At 39.5% G+C, this 14,588-nt stretch carries 16 protein-coding genes; 2 read left to right on the top strand and 14 right to left on the bottom strand.

From position 1 onward, the window contains the following. Nucleotides 1–75: 75 nt before the first annotated feature. The 7 genes from AC1DOK_RS07780 to AC1DOK_RS07750 all read right to left on the bottom strand — a co-directional run bounded on the left by AC1DOK_RS07780 (nt 76) and on the right by AC1DOK_RS07750 (nt 6,630). Nucleotides 76–780, bottom strand: a complete 705-nt coding sequence (locus tag AC1DOK_RS07780; RefSeq protein WP_477553677.1) for a hypothetical protein — start codon at nt 778–780, stop codon at nt 76–78. Further along, on the bottom strand, nt 780–1,514 hold the full coding sequence (locus AC1DOK_RS07775; RefSeq protein ID WP_477553676.1) for a class I SAM-dependent methyltransferase: 735 nt from the start codon (nt 1,512–1,514) through the stop codon (nt 780–782). The genes AC1DOK_RS07780 and AC1DOK_RS07775 overlap by 1 nt, the downstream gene beginning before the upstream one ends. Before the next feature lie 704 nt (nt 1,515–2,218). Continuing rightward, the gene (locus AC1DOK_RS07770) at nt 2,219–2,827 is read right to left on the bottom strand and encodes a sigma-70 family RNA polymerase sigma factor (RefSeq protein ID WP_477553675.1); all 609 of its coding nucleotides are present in this window, start codon (nt 2,825–2,827) and stop codon (nt 2,219–2,221) included. Nucleotides 2,828–4,093: 1,266 nt separating this feature from the next. Then, nucleotides 4,094–4,246, bottom strand: coding sequence for a hypothetical protein (locus AC1DOK_RS07765; RefSeq protein ID WP_477553674.1), 153 nt, complete (start codon nt 4,244–4,246; stop codon nt 4,094–4,096). A gap of 46 nt (nt 4,247–4,292) precedes the next feature. After that, a complete protein-coding gene (locus AC1DOK_RS07760) occupies nt 4,293–4,586 on the bottom strand; it encodes a hypothetical protein (protein WP_477553673.1) in 294 nt (97 codons plus the stop codon). Next, nucleotides 4,561–4,818 (bottom strand): hypothetical protein, encoded by a 258-nt coding sequence (locus AC1DOK_RS07755; RefSeq protein WP_477553672.1) that lies wholly within the window; start codon nt 4,816–4,818, stop codon nt 4,561–4,563. The genes AC1DOK_RS07760 and AC1DOK_RS07755 overlap by 26 nt, the downstream gene beginning before the upstream one ends. Nucleotides 4,819–5,106: 288 nt before the next feature. Further along, the gene (locus tag AC1DOK_RS07750; RefSeq protein WP_477553671.1) at nt 5,107–6,630 is read right to left on the bottom strand and encodes a long-chain-fatty-acid--CoA ligase; all 1,524 of its coding nucleotides are present in this window, start codon (nt 6,628–6,630) and stop codon (nt 5,107–5,109) included. A 226-nt stretch (nt 6,631–6,856) separates the two neighbouring features. On the opposite strand from AC1DOK_RS07750, the gene AC1DOK_RS07745 reads away from it, so the two are divergent. Continuing rightward, nucleotides 6,857–7,708, top strand: coding sequence for an alpha/beta hydrolase family protein (locus tag AC1DOK_RS07745; RefSeq protein WP_477553670.1), 852 nt, complete (start codon nt 6,857–6,859; stop codon nt 7,706–7,708). Nucleotides 7,709–7,858: 150 nt separating this feature from the next. Here AC1DOK_RS07745 and AC1DOK_RS07740 read toward each other — a convergent pair whose 3' ends face one another. From AC1DOK_RS07740 to AC1DOK_RS07720, 5 genes are all read right to left on the bottom strand, one after another. Continuing rightward, complete coding sequence (locus AC1DOK_RS07740) at nt 7,859–8,392, bottom strand: C40 family peptidase (RefSeq protein ID WP_477553669.1); 534 nt, start codon at nt 8,390–8,392, stop codon at nt 7,859–7,861. Between the two features lie 176 nt (nt 8,393–8,568). Then, nucleotides 8,569–9,033: a hypothetical protein gene (locus AC1DOK_RS07735; RefSeq protein WP_477553668.1), complete on the bottom strand. Its 465-nt coding sequence runs from the start codon at nt 9,031–9,033 to the stop codon at nt 8,569–8,571. 3 nt (nt 9,034–9,036) lie between these two features. After that, nucleotides 9,037–10,218, bottom strand: a complete 1,182-nt coding sequence (locus tag AC1DOK_RS07730) for an MFS transporter (RefSeq protein WP_477553667.1) — start codon at nt 10,216–10,218, stop codon at nt 9,037–9,039. Between the two features lie 22 nt (nt 10,219–10,240). Next, a complete protein-coding gene (locus AC1DOK_RS07725; protein ID WP_477553666.1) occupies nt 10,241–10,999 on the bottom strand; it encodes an ABC transporter permease in 759 nt (252 codons plus the stop codon). Further along, the gene (locus AC1DOK_RS07720; protein WP_477553665.1) at nt 10,990–11,739 is read right to left on the bottom strand and encodes an ABC transporter ATP-binding protein; all 750 of its coding nucleotides are present in this window, start codon (nt 11,737–11,739) and stop codon (nt 10,990–10,992) included. The genes AC1DOK_RS07725 and AC1DOK_RS07720 overlap by 10 nt, the downstream gene beginning before the upstream one ends. 119 nt (nt 11,740–11,858) lie before the next feature. Between AC1DOK_RS07720 and AC1DOK_RS07715 the strand changes: the two genes are divergently transcribed. Continuing rightward, on the top strand, nt 11,859–12,107 hold the full coding sequence (locus AC1DOK_RS07715; protein ID WP_477553664.1) for a hypothetical protein: 249 nt from the start codon (nt 11,859–11,861) through the stop codon (nt 12,105–12,107). Here AC1DOK_RS07715 and AC1DOK_RS07710 read toward each other — a convergent pair. Both AC1DOK_RS07710 and hprK read right to left on the bottom strand, forming a co-directional pair. Continuing rightward, entirely contained in the window at nt 12,096–13,421 is a 1,326-nt protein-coding gene (locus AC1DOK_RS07710; RefSeq protein ID WP_477553663.1) for a glycoside hydrolase family 1 protein, read from the bottom strand. The two genes, AC1DOK_RS07715 and AC1DOK_RS07710, sit on opposite strands and share 12 nt — an antisense overlap. Nucleotides 13,422–13,662: 241 nt before the next feature. Beyond that, on the bottom strand, nt 13,663–14,568 hold the full coding sequence (gene hprK, locus AC1DOK_RS07705) for an HPr(Ser) kinase/phosphatase (RefSeq protein WP_477553662.1): 906 nt from the start codon (nt 14,566–14,568) through the stop codon (nt 13,663–13,665). Nucleotides 14,569–14,588 lie beyond the last annotated feature (20 nt).

Raw genomic sequence — 14,588 nt, 5'->3', positions numbered from 1 at the left:
ACTTTCTCATTGATCTCTTCTCTTCTTACATAAAAACCTTTGAGTTGTGTTAAGAGGATTGGTGATAGCACACATTCACTTTGTAAATTGGTACAGTGTTGAGTTTTCTAACACTTTAAGATATGAATCTATAAATCTTTTTGTTAAATCTTTTTGTCTTCCTTGAACTTCAATACCAAAACTATCATCACGACTATGATTGTATAATTTAAAGTCAACAAGAACCCTCGCGCTTTCATTTTGGTGATCAAGTAGAAATGCAGATGCCGTTAATGGTATGTTATGTAATCTTAATTCAAAATTCTTCCTAGCTTCTAAAGAAAGAGCACTGTACAACTGACTAAAATTTTCAATTGCATTATTTATCCTTGATATTATTTCTGTGGTATCCTGTCCTAAAAAAAGTGAACTATGCTTAATTACAGGAGAAGAAGGGTCAATAAGAACGATAGTTACCTTTACATCGTTTTCTAGATACTTTTTAATTCCCGAAATAATATCACCAATACCAACTCCATGAGCCAACCAAAAACCAACATAAACAATGCTCTGATTCGCTCTACTTAAGTATTCTTTCTGTGTTCCATGATCTTTAAATTTTGCATATGCCTTTCTTGAAGAAAAGAAATTAATTCCGCCAGCAAGTGAAAATTCTTTAGAAAATCTAAGCATTTTATATATACCAGGAGTTTTGCCCCATCCAAAATATGCTTTTTGGAAAAGTAAAATTATAATTGCTCCAAGTATACTTCCTATTGCACCTATAACAATTTCTCTCATTAGAATCTCCTTCCCACTAAAACAAAGTATCGTCCCCAGTTTGGAAAGATTTTCGAGAATAATTTATCAAAAAAACCAGATAATTTAAGGTCACCTATTTCAGTAATAACCTCTTTCTCTATTACTTCAATTTGATTCTTAAGGAGTAACTTTGTCAAATCCTTCATATCCCAATTTTTTTGATACCCATACTTCCATACACTAAGATTCTGTTTTACAATCCGTTGTAAATTTACAAATGAGTATTTATTTGACGTAGTAATGTACAGGATTCCACCTTGTTTAAGCAACCTTGATATTTCTGTTAAGGCTGACTCAATATTTTTTACGTGTTCGAGGCTTCCACTACATATTATCAAATCTGCACTTTTACTAGACATTTCAGTTTTTGTAAGGTTCGAATACATAAACTTAATGGGTAAATCACTTAACCTCTCTTTTGAAAGATTTATTGCTTCTATCGAAAAGTCAATGCCTGTAATTTGGCAATTTACTTTTCTATATAATTCCTCACTTAAGTAACCACCCCCACATCCTAAATCGATAACATTCCAATTATGCTTAGGTTTTACTTTACTTAATAGCATTCTGATTTTAAATTGGGCCTTTAACTTTCTAAGATCTTTCTGAGAATAAGTATCACCTTCCCATACTTTGTCCCAAACCTCAGGACTTTCCCTATAGCTCTTCACAAATATTTCTCCTTTGGGATAGTCTTTTTTTCCTAAATGCATTATTCTACAATGTATTACAAATTCCTCTAATAAATATGATATAGGCTGTACTTTTTAGTTGAATCTTTATAAAAGAACTAGAGAAGGTCCATACCAAAAGTCATCATAAAGAAGTTTGTTTACATACTTGCCCTATATTTACAAATATTTCTCCCCAGTAAAAAAAGAGAAAAAGTAGAGGAGAAGCAGGAGTGGATACCTGAATTTCGCTCTGCTTTCTACATTGTTTGAGGTAAATATTTGAATATAATTAACAAGCATCCTTTTTGAAGAGCGGTGCTTTTTTATTTTGACTAAGAACGAGATGTATACTTAGCATTGTCATTCCTTTTGTTAAGATTTGTACTCCCTATCGACGTGTTTACAAAAAAATGAAGCGGATATTACCCGCTCCATTGTGTATACACCAATACATCTCAACTGTTAGTCTTCCCTAACCAACAGTGAGCAACACTCCACATGCACCGTATGCGGGAATATATTACTCAATACTGTACTTTAACATCCCCAATACTCGAGTTATTCACGGTTGATAAGAGAGGCTTAACATGTTGGTGGCCTCAAACATAACTAATATCATCACCTATCTGATCAGTGACATATTGGCAAGCCCTCTGGTTACATACTTATGTACACAGCAAAGAGATCCAATCCACAGATAACTGAGTGATTGAATCCCATTTAGTAAATACATAAAATAAACTCTACCGCTTCGCCTTATAAAACTCATGATACAGCTTCATAAGCGCCCGCTTCTCAATTCTCGATACATAAGAGCGACTGATACCGAGTTCCTTTGCGATCTCACGTTGCGTCCGCTCATCGCCGCCAAACTCTAAACCAAATCGCCCTTTAATCACTTCTTGCTCACGCTCATCCAATATATCGAGATTGCGATAAATTTTGCTTTTTTCAATTTTAAGTTGAACCTTATCGACGACATCATCTGCTTCAGTACCAAGGATAATAAGTATTTCATTCTCAATACATCTGGCAGCAAATGTAGCCAGCTTCGTTCCTTTGTTCGGCTGAAAACTTTCAATTGCTTTGATCAACCCAATGGTTCCGATGGAGATCAGATCTTCTAAATCTTCACCTGTGTTATCGAATTTTTTAACAATATGAGCAACCAGCCTTAAATTGTGTTCAATCAGGAGATTGCGCGAAATTGCATTGCCCTCTGCCATTTGCCTAAGGTGTCTTTCCTCTTCTTCCTCTGTTAAGGGTTGGGGAAATGCGTTGTTCTTAACATACGATACAAGGAGCATCAATTCCTTGAAAAATAACGCGACCATAGTAAACAAGCCCGGCACAGCAGTCACCCCCTGAGAAGTTCGCGCCCGCATTGGTCTTCAAAGTGCACTTTGAAGGGAGCATATGCGGAGATTACTCTCATTGTATGTAGGCAATTGCCTAGATGTGCATGTACGGGGCAATTAAGTCGCCTCGGTAGTGTTCAAGTGTTTTGAAGTAACAACTAAATAGCTTTCTCTGCGGTCGCTAGCCTTCCATATGGAGAGGAGGTGACTGCGAACCCGTATTAGCTTACTAACCTTTGGAGAACGACCTTCCCATGCTACCAGTGTTAATCAAAGGAAGATCTATGCAACAACCTGTTCTCAGTATTGATGTTGCTAAAGACATAAGCGTAATTGCAGCTTTCTCCGCCTATAATTCCATTGTCTGTAAACCATTCTCTTTCCCCATAAACCACAAGGCGTTTCTGCTGCACTTCCCTTATTAGAGCATTTAGAAATGATGACTGACCAGCATCCCTATGTGGTTTTGGAAACAAATACAACTACTACTAACCTCTTGTCTCTTACTTTTCTTCCATGGGTTATCCCGTTGTAGTTCTTAATCCATATCTTAATTATCAGTTGAAAAAGAAAGCACCATGCAACCCTGTCTGAACTGTAACCCGAGATATGGATACTTTGAAAAAAGTAACCCTTATTGACTTTGAAGTAGAAATTTTAGAACAAGCCACGGATATTTTTTATAAAGAACATTATCCTTCTATGAAAATAGAAAATGTAATAAAACAGTCATTACGGGATTCTATAATCCAGGAGAAGTGGAGTTTATAGCTAACTATTTTATATCAGTAAAGCCTGAATCATTAAAACAAATTATCCAAGATAGAGTAGGGAATCTCTTAAATCACTATCAAAAAATATAAATCAGCATGCAGATCACAATACTGTAGAGTATGCCGATGGATGAAAGTAATTCCTATGATATCGAGATTAATAGGTATTCTTTTATAGAAGTAAAAAAAGAGAGGGGGCTACGCCCCTCTTTACTATTTCCGCCAATACATCTCAACTATTTGTTCGTCCGCACCAACAGCGAACAGCACTCGCATGACTCGTCTGCCTATCTTTCAACTTCCTTGAGCGATACTGTCACATCTCTTTTCGTACCATTAATATTAGACACTCCACATGTCTGGTGTGCTGCAACAAAATCAAATCAATACAAAAAAACGGCATCTCTGCCGTTTAAGTTTAAGGTGTGGTGGAGAATAGGGGGCTCGAACCCCTGACCTCTTCGCTGCCAGCCCTTCTCTTCTTTATTCATCTACTCCTAAACATGATCTCCAATGACATGCCTCTGACTGTAAATGACTTATCTGGATAGTGGCTGGCAATCGTCCCGATCCCATGCCCAATGACAAACACCTTATCGAAGGATGAATTATAAAGGTCGATTCCCTGCAGTTTTTCCATCACCTAACTGAATTAATGATGAAAAATTAGTCCTATATGCAGCAAACTAAGATGAAGAAGCACTAGACCAGATGGCATATCCCTGCAGAATCCATGTGACGCTCCAGAACCCGAGCAGAATTGGCGAAGGTTCCCCGTTAGGGATAATAAAGAAGACGATTTGGAACGGGATCATCGCTACGTAGTACAATCCAACGAAAAGCGGCGCCATCCGACGCCATCCCGTCAACGATCGCGCAACGAACACCGCAATCCCCAGTGTTATCATACCGACTCCAACCAGTAATGCACCTATGGGATAAAAGAACTCCATCTCATACCCTACGACGTATTTTGACAAAGCAGCTGCCAGATAAGAACTTACCCCCAGTAGGCTGATAGACGTGCCAATGAGTCCGACCCGTCTCATCCGGCCGCTCCCGCTGGCACGGAGTACGAGCAGGCCCAGTGGTCCGCACGCCAAGCCCAGCAACATTGGGATAGGTATCAATAAATCGCTGACTATTGAAGGTACCGCCTGTAATTGTTCGACGCTCACAAGTACTACCCACAGCAACCCGCCGATGAGGCACGCCAGGCCAGTGAAGCGAATGCGCCCCGCTGATACTGCCAGACTTGCTTGGTTGGATGGCTGGTCATTACTAACCATAAAAATCACTCCTTCGTTTTGAAGTGGGGAAACGTATCGGTTATGCCATTATTAAATCGAGCGGGCAGATTATAATCATGTGATCGGTGTGGTCAAAGTACCAATTGTACGTTGAAATATGCATACGCGGAGATTACTCTCATTGTATGTGGACAGCTGCCTAGAAGTGCATGTACGGTAATTGGACCACACAACTAAATAAAGCCGCCAATTAATTGGCAGCTTTTTCTTCAGTCTCAAACTGTGCTCCTCGCAAAGATTTCCTAAGAATCTTACCTGAACTGTTCTTAGGTAACTCATTAAGGAATTCTACGAGCCTCGGTATTTTATACTTCACTAATTTATCTTGAAGAAATTGTCTAACTTCCTCTACAGATAAAGCTTCTTCCTTCTTGACCACATAGGCTTTAACAACTTCACCGAGCAGTTCGTCAGGCACTCCGATAACCGCTGCTTCGACAATAGAGGGATGTTGATACAATATTTCCTCGACTTCTCTTGGATAGACATTATAGCCGCCCACAATAATCATATCTTTCTTTCGATCCACAATATAGAAATAACCTTCCTCATCCATTGTGGCTAGATCACCTGTATATAACCAACCATCCTTGATGGCTAGACTTGTTTCCTCTGGTTTACCTAAATAACCTTTCATCACATTAGGTCCTTTGACAACCAATTCGCCAATCTCCCCGCGGGGAACTTCAACGCCTTCACTATCAACGACCTTATTGATTACACCCGATATATCAGTTCCGATTGATCCTGGTTTACGTTTATGACGTGGATTGAACGTTGTAACAGGAGAAGCTTCCGAGAGTCCGTAGCCTTCTCGTATTTCAACTTGAAATCTTTCCCCAAACTTCTCTAACAATGATACAGGCATAGGTGCTCCACCTGAAACAGTCTGCCGTATCGAAGCAAAATCAGCAGCACTAGCATCAGGAAGCTGCATCATATAGTTGTACATGGTCGGAACGCCTGCGAATATCGTTGCTTTTGTTTCCCGAATGGTATTAATCACATCTATAGGACTGAATTTAGGAATAAGGATCATTGACGCACCACAAGCGATGGAAGCATTCATACAAACTGTCATGCAGAAAACGTGAAACAAAGGTAGAACAGTTATAATCCGATCCTCTTGCATCATTTCAAATAATTCACAGCAGGCAGCCGCATTCGATGATAAGTTCTTATGTGTCAGCATGGCTCCCTTAGGATTCCCTGTAGTTCCTGAAGTAAATAGAATAACTGCCACATCATCTTCATCCACATCCGGAAGCTCATCAGGAGTGTTCATTTCACCCAGTAACATGTCAATTGATAGCTCGCTTTCTACAGGCTCAGCATAAATGATGGATTCCAGATCTGTTAGCCCTTCCTTTAAACCACTAAGTAACGGATGTAAGGCAGAATGAGCAACTACCATCTTAGATTTACTGCTAGTAAGTATGTATGACAATTCTCTTGAGCTAAAGGTTGGATTGATCGGTACGACGACTGCACCAGCACGCATTACACCATAGTAAGCGATTACAAAACTTGGTGAATTACCAAGTATTAAAGCAACAATATCTCCTTTATCAATACCCTTAGCAGCGAGATTATGGGCGAATCGATCCACTTTCTCATCGAGCTCTTGATACGTAACTTGTTCATTTTGAAAATAATAAGATAAATTATTCGGATGATTGAGTGCGTTGTTTTTAAGACTAAGACTTAAATTCATGTTCACATTTCCTCCTCTTTTTCAAAACAATGAACAATTTTAAATCTATTACAATTTTTACATAATAAGGATGTATCTTTAATATCGTAACGCTAGATTCAACGATCGTCAAGTTCATTTTAGAGTCGGCTTCATCACCTTCAAGTCCTTGTATTTTTAATTCCTAAGGGATATATTACTGTAAACTGTATGATCAATTTGATTCACGAAATGGAAGAGAAATATTATGATTTATCATGTAACTTACCTATCAGGTGGATTAAGGGTTAAGGGCTATTTAGGGATCCCGAATGAATATGAGCTATCTAATTCCGCCTTAATCCAATTACTTCAACAGTTCAATGGTTCATTGGAACTCCCAATAAAGAAGTTCGCAGATTCAATTCATCAGCACCAGGTAGACGTCCAATCCGTCAAGCTGCCTGCACTTATTTACTGCCGAGGTGGAATTGGTAAGGTCGGCATGGTTAAGACACAGTGGATAGAGCAATTCGCGAGTTATGGCTATATTGTCTTTGCCCCTTCCTATCGCGGGACTGAAGATGGGGACGGTAAGGACGAATTTGGCGGAGCTGACAATGAAGATGTTCTTGCTGCCTATCGATTGCTCCAAAGCTTGCCATTCGTGGATTCGGATCAAATATCGGTGATGGGCTTTTCTCGGGGAGCCATTAATGCAGCACATATGGCTGCACAGTCCGTCGGCATTCACAAGTTAATCCTGTGGAGCGGCGTATCAGACATGGCAACGACCTATGAACAGCGAATTGATTTACGAAGAATGCTGAAGCGTGTAATTGGAGGCACGCCTGCCAAATTACCGGATTCATATCTATATCGTTCACCAATACACATGGCAGAACAGATCCATTGTCCAGTACTTATTATGCATGGGACACTTGATATTCAGGTGGATTACAGTCAGGGCCTTAATATGTATAACCAAATGTGCGAACTAGGTGCTAATGTGGACATGCACACTTACGAAGGTTATGGTCATCATTTTCCAGCTCCAGTTCATGATCAAGCAGTAAGACGAATGTTCGAATGGATTGAGAATGATAGCAATCAAGAATAATCTTTAGCCGCTTGTGAGAACATAATGAAGAAGAAACTATAATTAAGAAGAAGCTTTCATAAAGCTTTCATACACACAAAAAAGCAGGAGCTTCCGCCCCTGCAATTTATATTTCATTTCATTGTGATTTCTTTAGACTTTAGGCTTGTCTTAGAAATATCGAGCAGCTGAAACATATCGTGTGCTCCAGTAACCTTTGTTCAAATCTCCTGTTGTCACACCATATACTTTACCTGTTGTATTGTGAATGAACTTTCCATCACCCATATAAATACCAACATGTCCAATTTTACCCGGAGTTTTAACACTTAGGAAAACTAGATCTCCTTTTTTCAAATCACTCTTAGCAACTTTCTTGCCTTGCTGATATTGTGCATTCGCTCCCCATTTCACATCGACCCCGATATGTTTAAGCGCATATTTGGTAAATGAAGAACAATCGAATATCAGATTACTAGGATCGTTCTTACCATAAACGTATTTAACTTTACCCTCTAATGATTTAGCAAAATTAATTAGCTCGTCCGCTTTTTGCTCCGATGTCATTGAATTTGTACTTGCTGTTGTTTGCGCTTTGGTGCTATTCACATCTGTCGCAGCAAATGCAGTAGTTGGCATAATCAAAGCCGCGCTCATCACAACACCAAGAACTAGTTTACTCAAAGATTTAAATTGTGTTTTCATTGTTGTTGCCTCCCTGAGTACGTATTTGGTTTCTGTCACAACTATAACACAGCCCAAATCGTCATTTTCCTAGCCCGAAGGAGTCAAACCCGCACCATAACTGAACAAACACTACCTTATTAGAAAACCATTAATATCTCATGATAATCTACTAACCTACTGCTCATACATTAGATTTATAAGCGTTCTCTTTGTAAGAACTCCTCGATTTCATTGACATTCTCGAACACCTCAAGAAGACTTAGATCAAGTAAATCTGCGTGATTCCCTTCCCCAAAGCAATCCTCAATCAACCTTCTGTAGACTTGTCCAAAATGAATAATAATCGCTCGTTTATGTTCGATAGAAGCATCCATAAACAAACCTTTAACAGCTTCTGTAAAGGCTATCATATAAGACCTTGGTTTATATTGATGTGAGATAATCACAGCCCCTGAATCTTCATGTTGATTACAAATACCTAGAATGAATGCAGGACTATTGGTTAAACCACAGCCCATGTACAGAATATAAGGATGATCATTGTTATAAGAACTACTTTGTAGCTGCGCCTCGACCAGATATTTGCCATTTACCAGAGCTTCTGTCTGAATAAAATCATTGATTTCTTGCTCTAGCTGAATCCTATTTCCTTTGATCATCTACTATACCTCCAATTTTTTCGTTCGTCCCGTATCTAATTTGAACGCAACAAAGCTTAAAGTAAATAAGAGTATAAACCCACCAATTAAAGCTCCTATCGCAACATCGATACTAAATCGATCAATTATCCAGCCCGTTGCTAGGGGTAAGAGAGCACCCCCGACTCCACCTGAAGCGATTAGAATGCTTGTAGTTCGCTCTGTTCTTCCTTGAAGAACCCTATTAGCAAATATGAGAGCGATGGCAAAAATACCTGACATCAATAATCCAACGATCATGATGACCATAAAAGAAGACCAAATCTTCGTAGTAAAACCAATCGTAGCAAAAATGATTAACGAACCAAGAGTGCTCCATAATACGTAATAAGCATATTTAATCTTTTCTGCAATAGCACCTGCAAAGAATCTACCGATTGCCATCGTAATCCAGAAGAAAGTGATACTTAGTGAGGCTACAGCAGGCGAAAGACTTAACCGATCGGCCATGATAACAGGAACGAAATTAACAATACTCATTTCCACCCCCACATACAATAAGAAGAAAGCAATAAATACAATTAATATTTTTATTTCTGGTTTAGAATATTTGCTTGGAGTTACCCTTCGTACTCCATTCGCTGACTTTGCAATTAAGAGATCAAACTTTCCTAAAGGTAATATCGCCCACCCAATAGCCAAAGCAAATGCGGATATCCCAATGAATATAAATGACAGCTGCCACAAACCCATAATAATTAGCCAACTGCAAATTAACGGCATGAGTAACGCACCAACACCGAACATAACCTCGATTCGGCCCATCGCTACAGCTCTCTTATCTCCCATAGACTCAATTATGAGTGCACCTACGACTGCTTCGACTGCGCCAAACCCAAAGCCTGCAGCAAAGCCTATTACATACATCCAGTTCCAGATTGGAAGGAAACCATAAGCAATTTCCGATACAGCTAAGCATCCTAGAAGAAATACAATTGTGCCTCTCTTACCTAATTTACTAGACAACCATGGCACAGCAAGCACACCAAATAGAAAGCCAGCAAATTGAGTAAACACTAGCTGTCCACCAACACCATAGCTTATTTCGTAATGGCTTACGATCTCAGGCAATACCGCACCAATCACAACATGTGCGAGTCCTATTAATAAATAGGATATACATCCTAACCAAAACAGCCGTTTCATTATTCCACTTCCTCTTCAGTCTTTATTTTGACTCCACCCAGCGCAAACGAAGATCCTTAGTAAACCAGAGACGATAACAGAGTAGACTTAGAATGATACTTGTAATTGCCGCTGCCGAAGTAATAGCAAACATAATTAAAATCTGATAGCGCACTGCTTCAACCGGATTTGCTCCAGCTACAATCATACCGGTCATCATACCCGGAAGCTGTACAAGCCCTACAGTCTTCATACTATCAATTGTAGGAATCATGCTGGATTTAACCGAACGTTTAAGAGATACTTGGATCGCCTGCCTAGTTGTTGCACCTAGCGATAACAAAGTTTCAATTTCTCCGCGCGATGACTCCACTTCTCGGTTCATTTGGTTCAAAAATAAACCCGATACGATCATGGCATTACCGATGATCATGCCGCTCATTGGGATGATGTATTGTGGAGTTGGATCGATAATATGGAGTCCAATGAATAAGCCCATCGTCAAAACTTCAGTTGCAGCGATAGCGGCTCCAATTCGCCATAATACACCCTTCAAGCTCTTGCCACGCTTAGCTGCATTCCAAGATGCGATCGAAATCATGAATAATGGTATAAGAAACAAGAAAATGGGGTGATCTGTATTAAATACAAATTGTAAGACATAACCCATGATAAGCAGTTGAACTGCCGAACGAATTGTACCAACAACAATGTCTTTCTCAAGGCCTAGCTTTTGCCAAACAGAGACTAGCACCGTAATCATAATAAAAATGAGTGTAAACGATAAGGCAACTATAGACATTCTGCGTCTCCTTGCTCAACCATATGTAAATATTTCCTTCCTAGCACCGAGGAAGGATGAGCGAAGAATGAGGTACTACTAACATCCTCCAGCAGCGTTCCATCACCGATAAACCAGATCCGCTCGCTTAATTGGCGAGCCTGTTCGATATCATGCGTCACCCAAATTTGTGTAGTTCCTTCAGATTGATGCCAATGCTTAAGGAAATTCTCTACTGCCTGCTTGCTCTGTGAATCAAGTGAAGCTGTTACTTCATCTAAAAGAATAATTTCGGGTCGCAATAAAAGAGAGCGTACCAAGGAGACTCGTTGCTTCTCTCCTCCTGATAGCAATTCAGCATTCTGCTTCCAGTCCAAATAATCAAGTCCGAGCTGCTCCATAATTTGAAGTGCAAGCTGTTGATCAAACAAGGTGCGATGCAAATGACTGACTGCCTTCAGATTATCATCTACAGTCCCTGGCAGCATCACTGCTTGCTGAGCCACATAACAAACCTTCATTCTCCATTTCCTTATGTCCCATTGATCTGAGGGAATATTGTGTAAGCGAATTTGCCCACTATCAGGTAAATCAAGCATAGCAAGAATCCGTAGCAACGTACTTTTACCTTGCCCAGAAGCCCCTAATACAGCTATCAATTCATGCTTATTAACCTGCGTAGATACATTCGAGAATAGAGATAACTTGTCTCCAACCGTTCTCGTCTTGGTAAGATTATGAATACTTAATAGAGATGTCACTTCATCTGTACTCCTTTACTTGATTCCATAATCATTGATCCATATTATATCATTTACACTTTTATATTCACTCGAAAAGTTGTAAACTACAATCATAAACCAAATAGGAGTTGATAGCCATGTCCCGTAGTTTATCAAGAAAACAACGTGATAAACAAGCTCGTAACAAAGGGTATGACCTGAACGCAATGAAACGAAGTGGTACACAAATCGCTTTTAACACAACGACCAAGACAACCAAGACCAAAGCCGAACTGCTTATGCAGCACAAACACAAAAAGCTCGATCTCACCGACAAATACGGAGATGATCGAGCTTTTATGTATCTTGTAAGGAACAATGTAAGGTACTCCTATTTATCTTGCTAACCGTTTAAGAAGATATTGATCTACCATTTCAGCCGTAACTGCTTTGTGCTTACAAATCTCCGCATAAAAATATCCACTATCACGAATCGTTCTTACCTGTGTTACATAATCAATTTGGACAAGGCCAAATCGTTGACTTAATCCTTCCTGCCATTCAAAATTATCAATTGTCGACCAGTGATAGTATCTCTGCACAGGTATACCTTCATCCCTTAATCGTACAATTTCCCGAAGATGATCATAAATAAACTTAGCTCGTTTCTCATCCTTTTGATCACAAATGCCATTCTCAGTAATATAAATTGGAAGCTGGTATTGCGCGAATACCTTCTTACATATTCGGTATAATCCCTCAGGATATATCTCCCAGCCCATGTCATTCGTATCCGCCCCTTCCTTGACCAGTTGCTTAGCAAATACCAAGAGTGGATTCCATGTGAATTCAACGATATCACGCGAATAGTAATTAAGGCCGAAGAAATCACAATAGAGCTCGTTTCTCTGTGTTATATATTGTTTACCGCTGTGAATAGGAAATTTATAATTACCTCGGATCATTCCTTCTAGAAATAAGGTGTGAAAGGTATAATCGGTTAATTTGCGAGAAAGGATTGAACGAATCTTCTTCTTCTCGATATCAAACACTCGCATATGAAATGCAACACCAACCTGCGTCTTGCCTGGATAATGCTGCTCACCACGAATTCGATGAATGGCCCTGTAAGCATCAATATGAGCTTCAATCATCAGCTTAGTTCCTTTAAAAAAGGAGGTAATGCTTGGCTCAGCTGGAGGACTAGTTAATTCAATGTAAGACTGAAATAAATACACATTCGGCTCATTGATTGTCACCCAATCGGATACTAAATCTCCAAGCGCTTGTACTACGACCTTCACATACTTGGTAAAATAATTAACAATTCTGGCATTTGTCCAGGCTCCTATTTCTTCTATCCATAGTGGATTCGAAAAATGATGGAGGGTCACGAGTGGTTTGATACCTGCATTCAGCAGCATGGTAATTTCAGCTCGATAATGATCCAGAGCCTCTTGATTATATTGTCCTTCAGCGGGTTCTATTCGGCTCCATTCTATACTCATTCGATACGTATCATGATGCATCTGCTTCATGATAGCAATGTCTTCTTCATATCGATTCCAATGATCAGCGGCAATGATGCAATGAGAACCATCCTTAATCTTCTCTTCTTCACAAAATTGGTACCAGCTATTCTGTGTATCGCCACCCTCGATCTGCAAGCTTGCTGTTGCTGAACCCATAAGTAAATCATCTGGTAATCTAAAAGCTTCCATACCTTCCCCTCCTTAAGAAGCATATTTATTAAGTAAATAGTAAATTTCCGCTTTTTATTCTAATTTATACCATTATATCATAAGTTTTTTCTTACAATGCTAAGTCCTTTTGAAGCTCTAAATCTTTCAAGCACTGATTTTGTTATTGAGCCCCTTTTGACACAAGAGAACAAATAAAAGACGTGGTAGAAACGACTCCGCTAAGGAATCTTTAGTTTCTGTTCACGTCTTTTATTCATTACTAACTATTCAAGCGCTGCATGAATTCTTCTGCGGCACTATAACCTTGAAGCTGAAGGAAGTAGCTATTAGCAGCGGCTTCAACTAAGGCTGCAATATCTCTTCCGGGCTGAAGTGGAATCTGAATATGCGGAATACGAACATCCATATACTCAACGTGTTTGGTTTCTAATTCCAAATCATTATAGAGCTCACTTTCTTTCCACTGGGTTAGCTCGATATCGAGCACAATCCGAGATTCATCCTGAAAAGAGCTTCTTCCGTAAATACGTGCAACGTTAATTAACCCTATACTACGCAAAGCAAGGAATTCTCGGGTCTTCCCGTTATGTGTTCCAATAATAGTCTCAGGATTCACCTTTTTAAGCACGACTGCATCGTCAGCGACTAGTCGGTGTCCACGACGAATAAGTGTTAGGGCAGTCTCACTTTTACCTATACCCGATTTACCCCTTAGCAAAATCCCAATGCCGGCTACATTCACACATACCCCATGGATTTGCATTTCAGGAGCAAATAACTTGGTTAAGTAAGAATCCACTAGCTCTATAAAAATACTTGTAGGCTTCGGTGAGCGGAGTAACGGAATACTTTCCCTATTGCAATGAGCGATTAAATATTCAAGACCACCTTGGTTCCAAGTTACAACAAAGCATGGCGGGTGATATTTAACTACATTGCCAATTCGAATATCACGTTCACTCTCGGTCTGAGTATGTAAATATGCGATTTCCTTCTCACCTAATACTTGTACATGTTCTTGTGGAAAAAAATCAAAATAACCTACAAACTCGAGGCCAGGCCTATGTACAACTGATCTTGATATAGTTCGATGCAATTCAGATTGTCCAGCAAGCACTTCCAATTGAAATTTATCAACTATATCTTTGACGGTGATTGTTTTCATGGTACTGCACCTCTCATCAC

Source organism: Paenibacillus sp. P5_B5, assembly GCF_056400365.1.
This window is presented reverse-complemented; position numbering and strand designations above follow the sequence as displayed.